Raw genomic sequence first — 14,653 nt, 5'->3', positions numbered from 1 at the left:
CGCAGGGCGGCAGACGGGCCCGAGGGAGCCGCCACGGGGAGGGGGCGTGTCGTGGCAGTGGGCTTCGTGCCGATCCTGCGCTTACGCATACCGGGTGGAAAGCCGGAGGTCCGGTCGGGGCTGCAGCGTGCCCAGTCGTTCATGATCCTGGCCACCCTGCTGTACCGGGCGAGCCACCTGACGGCCGGAGTCGTGGCCGTCACCAAGTACCAGCGGGACCGTCCGCTGCACAGCGCCATGCTCGCCGTGGCGCTGGGGCTGAGTGCGCTGAGCTACGGGACGGCGCTGCGGCACGGCTGGTTCCGCCGGTGGCACGTCTGGGCGGACGTCCTCGTCGTCGGCTGCGCGCTGCCGTTCGTCCTGTGGGCGGGTGGCGGGGTGCCGGAGCCCTCCACCATCGGATGGGCGATGCTGCTGGGCGGTTCCGCGAGCGCCACGGCGGCCATCGCCTTCGAACGCCTGCACGTGCCGGCCGCGGTGCTGCTCCTGGTGGTGACCCACCTCGTCGGTTACCAGATGGTGGGGGCCGGGCCCGCGGTCCACGTGGGGCACGTCAACTCGCTGCTGTCGTCCGCCGTGATGGCCTGGGTCTTCTGGTGGTACCTGCGCCGGCAGGGGCAGTTGCTCGACGACGCCAACGCGCGTGCGCTGGCCGCCGAGGCGCACAAGGCGCGCTATGCCGAACGGCTGGAGCACCACCGGAAGCTGCACGACACCGTGCTCGCCACGCTCACCACCCTCGCCGCCGGTGGCATCGACGCCAACGCCGCCCAGGTGCGCGAGCGGTGCGGGCGCGAGGCCGCGTACCTGCGCAGGCTGATCGAGCAGACGGCCGACGAGGTGCCCGAACGTCGCATCGGTGCGGCCCTGGAGGAGGCGGTGGGCTGCGCGGAGAGCCTCGGGCTGCGGGTGACGGCGCGCTACCACCGTCTCCCGGACGTGCCGCACGAGGTGGCCGCGGCGCTCGGTGACGCGGTGCGGGAGGCACTGAACAACGTGCGGCGCCACGCCGGCACCGGTCACGCCTATCTCACGGCGGCCGGAAGCGCGGACGACGGCGGGCAAGGCGCGGAGGGCGGCGAAGGCGGCGGGGAGGTGGTCGTCACCGTGGTCGACCGCGGGCCCGGCTTCGACCCGGAGCGGTACGCGCCCGGTATGGGCCTGCGCGGTTCGGTCCGCGCCCGCATGGCCGAGGTGGACGGCAGTGCGACCGTGGACACGGCACCCGGTGAGGGTGTGCGGGTGGAGCTGCGATGGCCGCGCTGATCTCGGTCGCCGTGGTCGACGACGACCGGATGCTGCTCGACGGCATGCGGTCCTGGCTGGCCGGTGTGCCCGGGCTGCGGCTGGTGGCGACCGCCGCGACGGTGGCGGAACTCCTCGGTGCGCAGGGCCCGGTACGCCCGGCGCCGGACGTCGTCCTCCTTGATCTGATGCTGCGGGACGACTCGGACCCGTCCGACAACATCCGCCGGCTGGTGGGCGCGGGGAGCCGGGTGCTGGTGATCAGCACCGTCCCGGACGGCCGCCGGATCGTCGAGTCGGTCCGGGCGGGCGCCGACGGATACCTGACCAAGGACCACGATCTGCCGACGCTGGTCTCCGCGATCGAGGACGTCGCCGCGGGCCGCAGCGTCCATTCCCCGGAGCTCGCCTTCGCCTGCGCCCACGACGACGGCCCAGGCCGCCCCCGGCTCTCGCCCCGGGAGCGGCAGGTCCTCCTCGACTACGCCTCGGGCATGACGCTCAAGGCCACCGCGCGGCGCGCGGGCATCACCGCGCACACGGCGAAGGACTACCTGGACCGGGTCAAGGCGAAGTACCGGCAGGCCGGGCGTCCCGCGTACACGAAGATCGATCTGGCCCGGCGGGTCCGCGAGGACGGCCTCGAGGACCGCCTCGAGACGTAGCCGGCTTCCCGCGCAAGCCCCCCAAACAGACGGCTGGAGACAGGGGGAGCGCGTTCCTATCGTCGTGCCCGTCGGCGGTGCCGGACGGGAATTCCCCGAACCTGCGGTCCGGCGCCGGCCGCCGCCTTCCGCGACCGGACGACGTCCCGGGCACGCTCCGGTGCGCCGCCTGAGCGGGCACCCGGAGCCGGACCGTACGGGACGGCTCGCCCGGCCCTCGTGCGTCCCCGTGTCAGGAGAGGCAGATGACGACTCCCCACCTCGGCAGCGTTGCCGCCGCCGGCCGTCCCGCCCCCCGCAGGGGGCGCGTGCCCCTCGTCGGCCGGGAGGCGGAGCGGGAACAGATCCAGAGCGCTCTGGCTGCGGCACGGCAGGGCGGCGGCGGGGCCGTCTTCGTCACCGGTGACCCCGGTGTGGGCACGACGCGGCTCGCCGCCGAAGCCGTCGACGTCGCGGCGGAGGCCCACATGGTCGCGGTGCGGGGTCGGGCGCGGGCGCTCGACGCGCACGCCTCGTGCCGGCAGGCCCCGTACCAGCCGCTGGTGGAGGCGCTGCTGTCGCTGGGCCGGGCCGGGCTGCTGCCCGGCCACGAGGCTCTGGGGCCGTACGCGCCGGCGCTCGCCCGGCTGCTGCCCGACGCGCGGGTTCCGGGAGTTGCGGCGTCTTCGTCGCTCATGGTCGCCGAGGCCGTGCTGCGGCTCCTCGCCCTGGTCGGCCGGGGCCGGGGCTGCCTGCTCGTGCTGGAGGACCTGCACGAGGCCGACCCGGCGACGCTGGCGACCGTGGAGTATCTGCTGGAGCACGTCGAGCGGGAGCCCGTCGTCCTCCTGCTCACCGTCGGGCGCCAGGCGTGTGCCGCGGCGGGCCTGGCCTTCCGGGCGCGTCAGCGCGGCACGGCCACGACCCTCGATCTGCGCCCCCTGGACCGTGCGGAGGTGCGCCTTCTCGTCGCGGCCGAACAGGGCGTCAGCCCGGAGGAGGCCGACCCGGACCTGGTCGACCGGGCGGTGACGGACTGCGGCGGCCTGCCGTTCGTCGTCCGGGAGTGGCTGCACGACCACTCCCGCGGAGTTTCCGGCGCCGGGGCGCCGGCAGCGCCCGCAGCCGTGGTGGAGAGCGTCCGCCGCCGGATGGAGGGGCTGGGCCCGGCGGGTGTGGAACTGATGCGTACCGGGGCGGTGTTCGGCGGGCGCTTTCCGGTGGCGGTGGTGCAGCACGCGCTCGGCTGTACGCACGCCGAACTGTCCGCGCTCCTGCACGAGGGCGTCGCCGCCGCGCTGCTCGCACCGCCGGGCGCAGGGGGAGCCCCCTGGTACGCCTTCCGGTACCCGCTGGTGGCGGGTGCGGTGCTCGGCGGCGTCGGGCCCGGCGAACGGGCCGGGTACGCGCGCCGCGCGGTCCGCGCCCTCGCTGACCTGCACCCGGCACTGCCCGGGGCGTGGTGCGGGCACGCCGCCGCACTGCACGAACGCGCGGGCGACGGGGCCGAGGCCGTCCGCCTGTACGGCGAGGCGGGGAGGCGGGCGCTGTCCGAGGGCGCGCTGGACCGGGCCGTGGACCTGCTCGCCCGGGCACAGGAACTCGCCGACGACGCGAGCACGCCCGAAGAGCGCGCGGACGTGCTGGAACTCCTACTCGACGCCGTCGCCCGCTCCGGCAGGCTGGACCGGCTCCCCGCGTCGGCGACCGGCCCCACCTGCCCGGACGGCCTGGGTGTGCCGGCCCTGCGCAGGGCGGGGCTCCACGCGCGGCTGGCCGGCGTCGCGGACCTTGCTGGACGGCCGTCGGAGGCGCAGCGGCACCTGGACATCGCCCGCTGGCTGCTCGGGGACGCGCCCTCGGACGCCTGCGCCGCCCTCGTGGACGTGACGGCCGCGCAGGTGGAACTGAGCAGACGCGCACCGGAACGGATGCGTACCGCGGCGGAGTTGGCACGCCGCGGTCTCGCGGCGGCTGGGCGCGCCGACCTCCCGGAACTGGCCGGGCGGGCACGCCTGGTGCTGGCGCGCGTGCTCCTGCAACGGGACGGGGAGGCCGCGGCCGGACACCTCGCACGGGCGCGCGTGCTCGCTCACACGCACCGGATTCCCGCCCTCGCGGCGGAGGCCGAAGTGGGTCTGGCCGCGCTCACCTCGCGCGTCGACGGAGACCTCACCCGCCTCGAAGAGGCCCGGCAGGAGGCGCTGCACACCGGTGCCGTGCCGCTCGTCCACGAGGCCGACCTCCTCCTGGCCCTCGAACAGATCCATCGCGGCGACTTCGAGTCGGTCGGAGCCCGGATCCGTGAGCGGATCGCCGATGCGACGCGGCTGCGACTGGGGCGGTCCCTGGCCGAACTGTGGCTGGCGGAGGCGGTGCGCCACGCCCACCAGGGCCGACGGGACGACATGGAGGAGGCGCTGGAGGCCCTCGCCCCGCTGGCCGACGCGGCGCCGGGAGCGCTGCCGATGTCGTACGGGCTGGCGCGCGCCTTCTGCGCGCTGCTGGAGGAGCGGCACGACGTCGCCGAACGCGAGTTCGCGCACGCGCTCGTGTACGACGCGGAGAACCCGTCGAGCGGCGACTTCGGCCGGTACGGCATCGTCCTGCTGCTGGGGGTGCTGTCCGGGCGCATGGCGTGGCCGCACCATGCGAGCGTGGTGGCCCTCAGCGCCGCCGGCACGCGCTGGAACCGGCAGTTCGCGGGCATGGCGCACGCCGTGCTGCTGGGACGTGAGGGGCGGGCGGCCGAGGCGACCGCCGCCGCGGCCGACGCCCTGGAGGCGGCCGCGCCGCATCCCGTGGCCCGCGCCCTGTGCCGGCGCCTCGTCGCGCAGTCGGCGTACGACCACGGTTGGGGCGCGCCCGTGGACTGGCTGAGGGAGGCGGAGGACTACTTCCACGGTGCGGGCGTCCCCGCGGTCGCCGGTGCCTGCCGGGTGCTGCTGCGGGGCTTGGGTGCGCCGGTCCGGCAGCGGCGTTCGGGCACCGGGAGCGTGCCCCCGGCGCTGCGCCGGTACGGGATCACGGCCCGGGAGTTCGAGGTGGCCCGGCTGCTCGCGGACCGGATCCGCAACAAGGACATCGCCGCCCGGCTCTGCATCTCCCTGCGCACGGTCGAGAAGCACGTGTCCAGCCTCCTGCAGAAGACCGGCCACCCGGATCGGGGGGCCTTCGCCGCGGCCGCCTGCGAGCTCCCCGGCGGGTTCGCCGGGGCCGGCGGGACCGCTGGGTACGGCGGATCCGGTGGGTCCTCTGGGTACGGCGGGTCCGGCTTCCCGGGACCGGAGTCCTCACGGAGAGCGCGGCGTTCCGCGCCGTGAGCCGGACCTCTCCGTAGAGGGAGGGGCCGGCGCGGCGGCCTCGCCGCGCCGGCCCCTCCCTCAGCTCACCGAGCTCGCGCCCGGAGCGCCGACCGGCATCCCCGCGTCCCGGCCTGCGGTCTCGGGACGGGCTTCCCCGCCGTCTCCCGCAGGGGCGGGTGCTGCCAGGTTCGCCACCCGGTCGAACCGGCCGTCGAGGTCGCCGTCCCCGTGGTGCACGACCAGCAGGCCGGCTCCCGCAGTCCGTTCCAGCAGCGTCCGCAGGACCAGTTCCCTGCTCTCCTCGTCCAGGTTGGCGAACGGCTCGTCGGCGAGGTAGAGGTCGGCCTCCTCGCACAGCAGGGCGGCGATCCCCACCCGTTGCCGCTGGCCGGACGACAGCTCCGAGGGCAGCTGACAGGCGAGGGACTCCAGGCCCATCGTGGCCCGGAGCTGCTCGTCGACGACGAGGTCCCGAACGGGGAGGGGCGGCAGGTTCACGGGGGCGGTCAGGCTCGCCACCCGGCGCGGCAGGGTCACCGTCCCGGTGTCCGGGGCGAGCGTTCCGGCGATGAGGTGCAGGAGCGTGGTCTTGCCGCAGCCGTTGGGGCCGCGGAGCAGCACGCGTTCGCCGGGGGCCAGCGTGAAGTCGGCGACCGAGACCTCCGCCCCGTCGCCGAAGCCGATCCGCGCCCCGCCGACCACGACCAGGGCGCCTTCCTCGTGGTAGGGGACCGGCCGGGACGCGCGCAGCGACTCGATGCGCTTCAGCACGGCGGCGCTCCGGCGGGTCTGCGGGATCATGTTGATGAGGTCGAAGATGCCGGTGACCGCACGCCACAACGAGTTGACGAAGGCGAGGAAGCTGCCGAACGTCATCTTGCCGGCGAAGACGAAGTACGCGCCGATGATCATGGAGGCGGTGTCGGACAGGTTCATCACCAGGTCGCTGAGGGTCCGCTGTTTCAGCGCCAGCCGGTAGTTGACGAAGGTGAGGCCGAGGAAGCCGCGGAGCGCCTGCCGGTTCACCGCGCGGGTCCGAGGCTGGAGCATGACCAGACCGCGGAGCGCGTGGAAGGACTGGAGCGTCCGGGTCAGTTTCTCGATGTACCCGGCCTCCGCCTCCCGTTCGGGGTCGGTGTTGGTCTCGATCTTCTTGGCGAGCCGGTTGCTGACGAGCACCAGCGGCGGCACGATGATCAGCAGGATGAGGCTGGCCTGCCAGGACAGGTACAGCAGCACCCCGATGAACACGACGGACGCGACGGCCTGCTTCGCGATGCGGATGCACACGTCGATCGCCGGCAGGACGCCCTCGTGGGCGTCGTTGTGGATGCGGCTGACGTAGGACGCGCTGCCCTTCTCCGACATGGTGCGCCCGTCGAGGGCGAGGGCCCGCTCCAGCAGTTCCGTCTGCAGCACCAGCATGAACGCGTTCTCGCAGTGCTTGCGCCACCAGGAGGCCCAGTAGGCGCCGATGTTGAGGGTGAGCCCCAGCGCCAGGTAGCCGCAGCCGAGGAGGAGGAAGCGCCGGAAGTCGCCGGCCACGATCGCCTGGTCGAACAGCGCCTTGAGCATGAGCGGATGCAGCAGGGCTTCGAGCCCGCTCATCGCCGCCTCGGCGAGCGTGACCAGGACGAAGCGGGTCCGGTGCCCCCGCAGCGTGTACCACAGCGCGTTCATGCGACCACCTCGTCCAGCAGGAAGTCGCCGCCACCGCCGTGGTTGGCGCGGTGGAGGGCGCGGAGCACGCCCGCCGAGCCCGTCGAGTAGTCGCACGCGCAGCGCAGCAGTCCCTCGCCCGGCACGCCCAGCAGGGGCACTCCCTCGGGGCGCGGCAGGGCGAACCGCTCGGCGGGCTCGAAGAGGAACACCCGCCGGACGAAGTCGAGTTGCCGGAGCGCGGTGTGCCGGTAGGTCGTGTCGCCTGTGACCTCCGCCGCGTCGAGCAGGGCGTCGGCGACGCCGCTGAGCCCGAAGGTGTATCCGGCCAGCACCGACTGCCTGATGTCCAGCCCCCGCAGAATCGTCCGTGCGGCGTCCAGGTCGCCGTAGCGCAGCAGCACCTGCGCCACGCCCGCCGAACCCACTTCGACGTACGGCTCCAGGGTGCCCTCGTGCTCGAACATGACCAGGTCGTCCTCGAGGGGCTTGACATGGGCCATCTCCCAGGCCAGTGCGGCCCGTCCGAGCTTCAGCCAGCCTTCCTCGCCGGTCACCTGGTGCATCCGCAGCAGGAACATCGCCACCCCGGCCTGGCCGAAACCGAGACCGGTGAAGGGGTCGTCCTTCGTGAAGTCGTTGACCCAGTAGGCGTGTTCGCCCTCGCGCCGGACGGTGGCCTGCAGCACGTCGGCGCATTTCCGGGCCGCGGCGAGATCGCGGGGGTCGCGGCTGCGCAGGAAGAAGCGCAGGTTCGTCATGCCCAGGCCGGCGAGGCCGTAGTAGAAGGTGTAGTCGTCTCCCTCCGAGGCCCGGGCGTTGGCCTGGGCCAGCAGCTCTCCTGCGTGCGCCTTCAGACCGAGCGAGTCGGCGGCCCAGGCGATGCCGGACAGGCCGCTCATGAGGCCGTCCGGGTACCCGGCCACGTCGAGGTCCGAGAGCCGGTCGTCGAGCCAGCCGCGCCACTCGGGCCGTATCGGCACGCCGGAGGCGTTCAGCGCCCACAGCACCCCGCTCGCGCCGAAACCGAGGCTCAGCGGATTGCTGATGTGGGCGAACGGGTCGACGGGGAAGAGGGTGGGCAGGGCGGGGTCGGCGACGGCTTCCACGAACGCGGCGACGCCCGTCTCGGCGTCCAGCAGGCCGAGGTCGCCGGTGACCACGGGCTTCCGCGGCGGTGCGGCGCGTACCTGGGCGAGCAGGCTCTCCTGGTCCGCCAGCTCCTCGACGACCTCGGGGAGGCCGATGCGCGCCGCCGCCAGGCCGGTGATCAGCTCGTGGATGCGGGCCGGCCAGCAGAGCTTGTCGGTGAAGATCCGGTAGGTGTCCAGCACGTCGGCGCGCAGGTGGGACATGGCCGCGATCGGGAAGACGAAGTACGCCATGGTGGTGGCCAGCCCGAACAGGTCGCCCTCCGTGCCGTGCTTCTCGAACAGGCTGCGGGAGAGGCTGAATCCCGGGGTGAACAGCTCGACGGGCTTCTCCAGTTCCTCCTCGCCGTCCTCGCCGCCCTCCCCGGTTCCGGAGAGCCGGCAGGCCTCCAGGTCGACGATGGTCACCTCGTAGGTGTCCGGGTCGATGAGCAGGTTGGCGGCGGTGAAGTCGCCCAGAATCACGCCGCGTTCGTGCGCGGCGTGGATGGCACGGGCCAGTCCGCGGAAGACGGTGAGGTACATCCGCAGGAAGTGCCGGGACTTTTCGATGTCGAAGCCGGGCCTGGCCAGCGGGTTGTGCTCCAGGAGGACGGAACGGATGTCGGAGCCGTCGACGAACTCCTCGGCGATGTAGGCGTGCTCCCAGTGGCGGAACGTGGCGATGGGCGCCGGGTAGGAGCCGACGTCGGACAGCCGGTTCAGGAAGGTCCACTCGCGGGCGAGGATGTCCACGGCGTCGTGGTCGCGGCGCGGATTGACGTTCGTGTGGGGGCGGGCCTCCTTGAGGACCACCTGTCGGTCGCCGTGCGCGGTGTCCTCGGCCGTGTACACCCCGCCGCTGTTGGAGAACTGCAGTGCGCCGGTGACCCGGAAGCGGCCGTCCAGCAGCTCCTCGTCCTCGGTCTCGTCCGCGGGCTTCCAGTCGTCGAACGGCCAGGGCTCCCACCAGGGCTGGGAGTAGACGGGGCGACGGTCGTCGGCGACGGGTCCGTCCGGCGAGACGATGTGCGGCATCCGCCGGCCGAGCGCATCGACGGCGTCGGTGGGAAGGAGCTGGCCGTAGCGGAAGTACAGCGCCTTGTTGTCCCGGTACCGCATGTCGGAGAGTACGTACGGGCCCTCGGCGCCCTCCAGGATGCCGTCGAGGTCGGACAGCACCTTCCGGAACTCGTCGACGTCCCGGGGGTAGACGGTGATGAACTTGCCACCGCTGCCGCGGGACATGGCCTTGGAACTGAGCATCTCGAAGATGTTGAGGTCCAGAGCGATCTTGAAGTCGACCTCGTGCGCCGTCAGGTACGCGAGGGCCGAAGCGGCGACCTCGCGTACGTTCCGGTGGTGCGCGGAGACGTGGATCTTCCAGCCCTGGGCGGGAAGGGCTGGGTTGAGCCGGTGACTCCACCAGATGCCGTGCCGGAGGAACCGCGCCCGCACCCGGTCGTCCAGCGTGGTGAGGAAGTGGTCCTTCCTCGGCTCGTAGTGCGACTCCAGCGGGTCGAAGAAGAGCGTGTCGTTCCAGGCGAAGAGGAATCTGTTGACCCAGCGTTCGTTGCGCATGTCGACCTCTGTGTGGTCCGGGGGGCCGCCGTGGCGGCGGAGGGAAACAAGCCGGCGTCGGGGCGGGACCCCGGCGCGGTCCCGCCCCGACGCCGTCAGATCACTTCGGGTCGGTGACGCAGCAGCTGCTGTGGCTGCTCGACACGCTCACGGGGCCGGCCGCGTGGTTGCTGGTGGTCCGCGGCTGCAGGTTCTGGAGCTTCAGAACGCTCATCAGTTCATCTCCTCGGTTGGGTGCGCCAAGCGCGCTGCTGTGACCGGCCGGAAGTGGCCGAGCACGAGTCAACGACCTGGACCGCACCCGCACATGGGAGATCACCCCCCATATTCCGGCCCGCACTTTCGCCGAACACCCGCCGGTAGGCCGGTGGCCGGGCGGGCGGACCCGGAGTGCGGGGGAGGCCCACCTGGACGTGGCAGGGAGGGAAAGGGGGCGAAGACGGCCTCCGTGAGCCTTGATCACGGCTGATCCGGTTGGTCGACTGGCGGCATGACCGCTCTCGGACCCGTCACCTGGCCACCCGCACCGATCCGGACCGAGAGGCTCGTGCTCCGTGCGTCGGAAGCCCGGGACCGTGCGGCGTTCGTCGAACTGCACGCCTCGCCCGAGGTGCACACCTACCTCGGCGGCCCTCGTCCACGTGACGAACTCGAACGCGAGATGCCCGAGGTGCCCGGGCGGTGGCCCGGGCGTTTCGTCGTTGCCCACGACGGGGCGATGATCGGTCGCATCCTGCTCAGGAGAAACACAGAGCCCCTTCGCCCCGCCGCCGTGGGGAAGGTCGACCTCGGCTACCTGCTCCTGCGGCGCGCGTGGGGACGCGGGTATGCCGCCGAGGCCTGCGCAGCGGCACTCGACTGGTTCGACGGCGTCCTTCCCGGTGAGCCAGTGGTACTCGCCACGCAGACTGCCAACGTCGGCTCGATGCGCCTCGCGGCGAAGCTGGGGTTCACCGAGGCGGAGCGCTTCCGGGCCGGGACGCCGAGCAGTGGCTCGGCCTGCGCGCTCCCGTCACGGCCTCCGGCTGAGGCCGGCGGGGTGGGCGCCCCGCCGGCCGTACCAACGGTTCAGGCGCGCCGGATCTGGAGGATGGCGACGCGGGCGTCCTGGGAGTCCACGTGCATCGGGACGGTCTTGGTCCGCTGCAGCCGGATCTTGGTGCCGTTGGTGCCGGGCACCCAGCCGATCTGGTCGATGCCCCTTGAGAAGGCGCGCTTCTCGTGGTTCGGGAGCAGGAGCGGCATCGGGGAGCGGTTCACGTCACCGGTCCAGATGACGGGGAAGCCACGTGAACGCCAGTGGCCGATGACGTCGTCGCGGCGGGCCCGGAAGTGACGCCCCCACATGTCGTCCCGCCACCCTTCGTGGGGGTCGTCCTTGCCGTTCCAGGCCCCGGCCACGTAGTGGGTGTTGACGAACACGAACCTCGTCTGCGGATCGTCGACCCGGGCCAGCACGGCCTCGGTGACGGCGCGGTGCGGTGACACGCCCGCCTTGCCGCCGTGGACCCGGGGGACCCGGCGGTCCACGATGTCGTAGTCCCGGGGGATCGACTTCGGCACCCGCATGCTTGTGTTCTCCCTCATCTTCCGGCGCCGGTACCCGCCGCCCTTGGCCGACGTGCGATCGGCCTCCCCGCGCGAGGACCCTTGCGTGAGTGGATCACGCAGCGGAAGAAGGCGCCGGCCGTTCGCTCGCCGGGCCGGTCGGGGCGCACGTGAGGGGCCCGTCGGCCGGGCCGTCGGCAGCGCCGCGACGGGGGCGCGGGCGGCCTGCCTACGCCTCGGACGCGCGTGCGCACATGTGTGCTTATGCTGAAAAACAGGACACAGTGACCCCGAGAAGTGAGCCGGGTAGCGCGTATGGACTCCGAGGCCGAGTACGAGGACATTCCCTCGACGGAGGAGAACGGGGAGCCGGAGGATTCCGGGGCGGTGAAGCCCCGGGCAGAGGATCCGGATGTGCTGCTGGACGTGCCCGGGCTGTCGGTGGACGAGATCAGCCTCGAGGTCGAGGACCTGCGGGCGCGGGTGGCGTTGCGGGCCGAGGTGCTGGACCTCCTCAAGCTGAGTGTGGGAGCCGACGTCGAACTGGGGCGGGTGCACCTGGACATCAAGGGCGTCGAGGCGCAGGCGCTGCTGAAGGTGCGGCTGGACAACGTCGCCGAGATCGTCGGCAGTGTGCTCGGCACGATCGACCGGAACCCGCAGATCCTGGAGCAGATCACGTCCGGCGTCGGCGAGGCCGCTCGCGAGCTGGGGGAGGGAGGACGGCAGGCGGTCGGCGAGCTGGGACGCGGAGCCGGCGAGGCCGTGGAGGAGGTCGGCGAGGGCGCCGGGGGAGCGGTGCAGGATGTGGGCCGGGGCGCCGGCGGGGCTGCGGAGGCCGTTGGCGAGGGCGCGGGCCGGGCCGTGGAGGATGTCGGTGGGGGCGCCGGCGAAGCGGTGGAGGATGTCGGTGGGGGCGCCGGCGAAGCGGTGGAGGATGTCGGTGGGGGCGCTGGGGAGGCCGTGGAGGACGTCGGCGAGGAGACGGCCGAAGCGGCGGGGGAAGCCGGCCGGGGCGCCAAGAAGGCGGGGCCCGACACAGGGAAGAAGGCCGCTCGGGGCGCGGCAAAGAAGGCCGCACGGGGAAAGGCTGCTCCGGGCGAGGCGCGGAAGAGCGCCGCACAGCGCGGTTCCCGCACGCGCGGCGCGCAACGCCGCGCACGGCCGCCGTGAAAGTGGGGCGCCTCAGGGGACGACGACATCGCCTTCGCCTCACGCGTCGATGCGCGGGAGCTCCGCTTCCACACGCGGCCGGAGACGGTGGTGCGCTTCCACGGTTCGCCCGGCCGGAAGTCCGAGTCCCGCAGCGAGCGCCGCAACCTGCCGGCGAGGATCGACGGGCCGTCCGACCACCGCGACGTGCGGATCGACTACCACCTGGTCAGCCGACTCGACCCGGAGACCTGGGCGGAGGGGTAGCACTCGTCCACCCCCGATCCTCGTGACCGGGATCACGGACGACGCCCTCGACGCCGCGACGCTCGCGGCGCGCTTGTGGGGCGGCGAACAGGCGTACCCGCTGGTGACCGGGGCGTCGGGCGGTCCCACCGCGCACGGCGACCGCCTGGCCACCCGCCGCGACGCGCGGTCCGTGTGGTGGGACCGCCGTGGCCCCTCCGGGCCCGGCATGCCACGATGCCGTCCGTGGATCTCTCATGGCTGATGATCGTTGCCGGGGCCCTCGTGGGCATCTCGGTCGGGCTGACCGGTATGGGTGGCGGGGCCCTGATGACACCGATCATGGTGCTCGTCTTCGGGGTGAACCCCACTGCCGCCGTCGGCAGCGACCTGGCGGCCTCGGTGGCGATGAAGCCGGTCGGCGCCTACGTGCACCACAAGGCCGGGACGGTGCGCTGGGACATCGTGAAGTGGCTGCTGCCCACAGCCGTGCCCGCTGGGTTCGCCGGTGCGTGGCTCATCAGCCTCTTCGGTGAGGGCGAGGAGGTGCAGCACAGGCTCGAACTGGCGATCGGTGCGGCACTGCTGCTGGCCCTCGCCGGGATGGTGGCGCGCAGCATGCTCACCCGCCGCCGCAACGCCCTGCCGTCGACGGAGCCGACCCGCCTCAAGCCGGTGCCGACGCTGATCGTCGGCCTGGTCGGCGGCCTCGTCGTCGGCGTCACCTCGGTCGGCTCCGGCTCGCTGATCATCGTCATGCTGATGCTCACCCATCCGCGGCTGCGCGCCCAGGAACTCGTCGGCACGGACCTCGTGCAGGCCATCCCGCTGGTCGCCTCGGCCGCCCTCGGCCACCTGCTGTTCGGCGACGCCAAGATCGCCCTGGTCGGCACCGTGTTGCTCGGCGCGATCCCCGGCATCTACCTGGGCGCCAAGCTGGCCACCCGCACCCGCGACGACGTGCTGACGTGGATCCTCGCCACCCTGCTGCTCGGCTCGGCGCTGTCGCTCTGGGGAGTCCCCGGCCCGGTCATCCTGATCGCCTGCGGCGCCCTCGTCGCCTTCGCGTCGTTCCGCATGTTCGCCGTCCCCGCCCTGCGCCGCCGCCGGGAAGCCGCTGGGGCCAGGCCTGCCAAGGCCGCCGACCGCACCGCCACCGACCCGGACCCGGACGCGGACCCGGAACGGTCGGAGCCCACCACACGCCGCTGAGCACGCCACCGGAGGGGACGCACATGGCCACCGAAGCCGCCTACCGGGCCACCGCCGGTGGCCCTCTCGACGTGGACCGGGCGTTCTACGACGCGGTCTCCGGCCCCGCCGAGAGCCGGGAGCTCGTCGACCGCTTCACGATCCCGGTCCGCTCCGGGCGCGCCTGGGAGGTGCCCGCCGGCCACCTGTGCCGCCTGGTGACGGCCGAGGGCCCGCAAGTCGGGGACCTCAACGTGTGGAACCTCCACGACCCGCGCGAGCGCCTGTGGGCGTCCCGCACGCGCCAGCTCCAGCGCGCCCACGTCAGCACCTACGACCGGCTGTGGTCCACGCTGCCCTTCCTGCGCCCGCTGCTCACCGTCACCGGCGACACCCTCGCCGGGTACGGCAGGGACGCCGAGGGCGGTCGTGTCCACGACCTGCTCGGCACCCGCTGCGATCCGTACGTCAACCGCATGCTGACCGGCGAGGACTTCGACTTCCACTGTCACTCCAACCTCGTGCGGGCCGTGCTGCCGTACGGGCTGACCGAGTTCGACGTGCACGACGTGCTGAACGTCTTCCAGTGCACCGGGCTCAACGAGAACGACCAGTACTTCATGAAGGCATGCCCGGCCCGCCCCGGGGACCACTTCGAGTTCTTCGCCGAGCTCGACCTGCTGTGCGCCCTGTCCACCTGCCCGGGCGGCGACTTGTCCGTGCCGCTGTGGGGGCCGGACGCCCGGGATCCGGTCGACGTCTGTCACCCGATCGGCGTAGAGGTGTACCGCGTCGATCCCGGCCTGCTCTCCGGCTGGTCCCCGCCGGAACGTGCCGCCTACCGGAACGTGCACGGCATGACGCCACCTGCCGGGGGCGACGGAAAGCGCTGAACGAGGACCGCGCCGCGTCGTGCCGGGCGATGATTTCCGGGCGGGACGGCCGTCTGAAG

The 14,653-nt window shown here is 73.0% G+C and carries 12 protein-coding genes and 1 pseudogene; 9 read left to right on the top strand and 4 right to left on the bottom strand.

The window, feature by feature from the left end; translation table 11 throughout:
- Positions 1 to 141 precede the first annotated feature (141 nt).
- The 3 genes from E4198_RS04155 to E4198_RS04145 all read left to right on the top strand — a co-directional run bounded on the left by E4198_RS04155 (position 142) and on the right by E4198_RS04145 (position 5,212).
- Positions 142 to 1,266, top strand: a complete 1,125-nt coding sequence (locus E4198_RS04155) for an ATP-binding protein (RefSeq protein ID WP_136181956.1) — start codon at positions 142 to 144, stop codon at positions 1,264 to 1,266.
- Complete coding sequence (locus tag E4198_RS04150) at positions 1,254 to 1,910, top strand: response regulator transcription factor (protein ID WP_136181955.1); 657 nt, start codon at positions 1,254 to 1,256, stop codon at positions 1,908 to 1,910. Before E4198_RS04155 ends, E4198_RS04150 begins: the two co-directional genes overlap by 13 nt.
- Before the next feature lie 245 nt (positions 1,911 to 2,155).
- A complete protein-coding gene (locus tag E4198_RS04145; RefSeq protein ID WP_136181954.1) occupies positions 2,156 to 5,212 on the top strand; it encodes a LuxR family transcriptional regulator in 3,057 nt (1,018 codons plus the stop codon).
- A 60-nt stretch (positions 5,213 to 5,272) separates the two neighbouring features.
- Here E4198_RS04145 and E4198_RS04140 read toward each other — a convergent pair whose 3' ends face one another.
- From E4198_RS04140 to E4198_RS25135, 3 genes are all read right to left on the bottom strand, one after another.
- On the bottom strand, positions 5,273 to 6,874 hold the full coding sequence (locus E4198_RS04140; protein WP_210732775.1) for an ABC transporter ATP-binding protein: 1,602 nt from the start codon (positions 6,872 to 6,874) through the stop codon (positions 5,273 to 5,275).
- Positions 6,871 to 9,564, bottom strand: a complete 2,694-nt coding sequence (lanKC, locus tag E4198_RS04135) for a class III lanthionine synthetase LanKC (protein ID WP_136181953.1) — start codon at positions 9,562 to 9,564, stop codon at positions 6,871 to 6,873. The genes E4198_RS04140 and lanKC overlap by 4 nt, the downstream gene beginning before the upstream one ends.
- 100 nt (positions 9,565 to 9,664) lie before the next feature.
- Entirely contained in the window at positions 9,665 to 9,778 is a 114-nt protein-coding gene (locus E4198_RS25135; protein ID WP_199779578.1) for a class III lanthipeptide, read from the bottom strand.
- A gap of 276 nt (positions 9,779 to 10,054) precedes the next feature.
- Between E4198_RS25135 and E4198_RS04130 the strand changes: the two are divergent.
- Positions 10,055 to 10,593, top strand: a pseudogene (locus E4198_RS04130) (GNAT family N-acetyltransferase).
- Positions 10,594 to 10,632: 39 nt separating this feature from the next.
- Here E4198_RS04130 and E4198_RS04125 read toward each other — a convergent pair.
- On the bottom strand, positions 10,633 to 11,133 hold the full coding sequence (locus tag E4198_RS04125; RefSeq protein ID WP_247597549.1) for a hypothetical protein: 501 nt from the start codon (positions 11,131 to 11,133) through the stop codon (positions 10,633 to 10,635).
- Between the two features lie 294 nt (positions 11,134 to 11,427).
- Between E4198_RS04125 and E4198_RS04120 the strand changes: the two genes are divergently transcribed.
- The 5 genes from E4198_RS04120 to E4198_RS04100 all read left to right on the top strand — a co-directional run bounded on the left by E4198_RS04120 (position 11,428) and on the right by E4198_RS04100 (position 14,594).
- The gene (locus E4198_RS04120) at positions 11,428 to 12,285 is read left to right on the top strand and encodes a hypothetical protein (RefSeq protein WP_210732774.1); all 858 of its coding nucleotides are present in this window, start codon (positions 11,428 to 11,430) and stop codon (positions 12,283 to 12,285) included.
- 90 nt (positions 12,286 to 12,375) lie between these two features.
- The gene (locus tag E4198_RS04115; RefSeq protein ID WP_210732773.1) at positions 12,376 to 12,531 is read left to right on the top strand and encodes a hypothetical protein; all 156 of its coding nucleotides are present in this window, start codon (positions 12,376 to 12,378) and stop codon (positions 12,529 to 12,531) included.
- Positions 12,532 to 12,553: 22 nt separating this feature from the next.
- Entirely contained in the window at positions 12,554 to 12,775 is a 222-nt protein-coding gene (locus tag E4198_RS04110) for a hypothetical protein (RefSeq protein WP_136181951.1), read from the top strand.
- Positions 12,748 to 13,722 carry a sulfite exporter TauE/SafE family protein gene (locus E4198_RS04105; protein WP_136181950.1) on the top strand — a complete coding sequence of 325 codons (975 nt, stop codon included), beginning with the start codon at positions 12,748 to 12,750 and terminating at the stop codon, positions 13,720 to 13,722. The genes E4198_RS04110 and E4198_RS04105 overlap by 28 nt, the downstream gene beginning before the upstream one ends.
- Before the next feature lie 23 nt (positions 13,723 to 13,745).
- Positions 13,746 to 14,594 carry a DUF1989 domain-containing protein gene (locus E4198_RS04100; protein WP_136181949.1) on the top strand — a complete coding sequence of 283 codons (849 nt, stop codon included), beginning with the start codon at positions 13,746 to 13,748 and terminating at the stop codon, positions 14,592 to 14,594.
- Positions 14,595 to 14,653 lie beyond the last annotated feature (59 nt).

Source organism: Streptomyces sp. RKND-216 (genome assembly GCF_004795255.1).
Lineage (GTDB): Bacteria > Actinomycetota > Actinomycetes > Streptomycetales > Streptomycetaceae > Streptomyces > Streptomyces hazeniae.
This window is presented reverse-complemented; position numbering and strand designations above follow the sequence as displayed.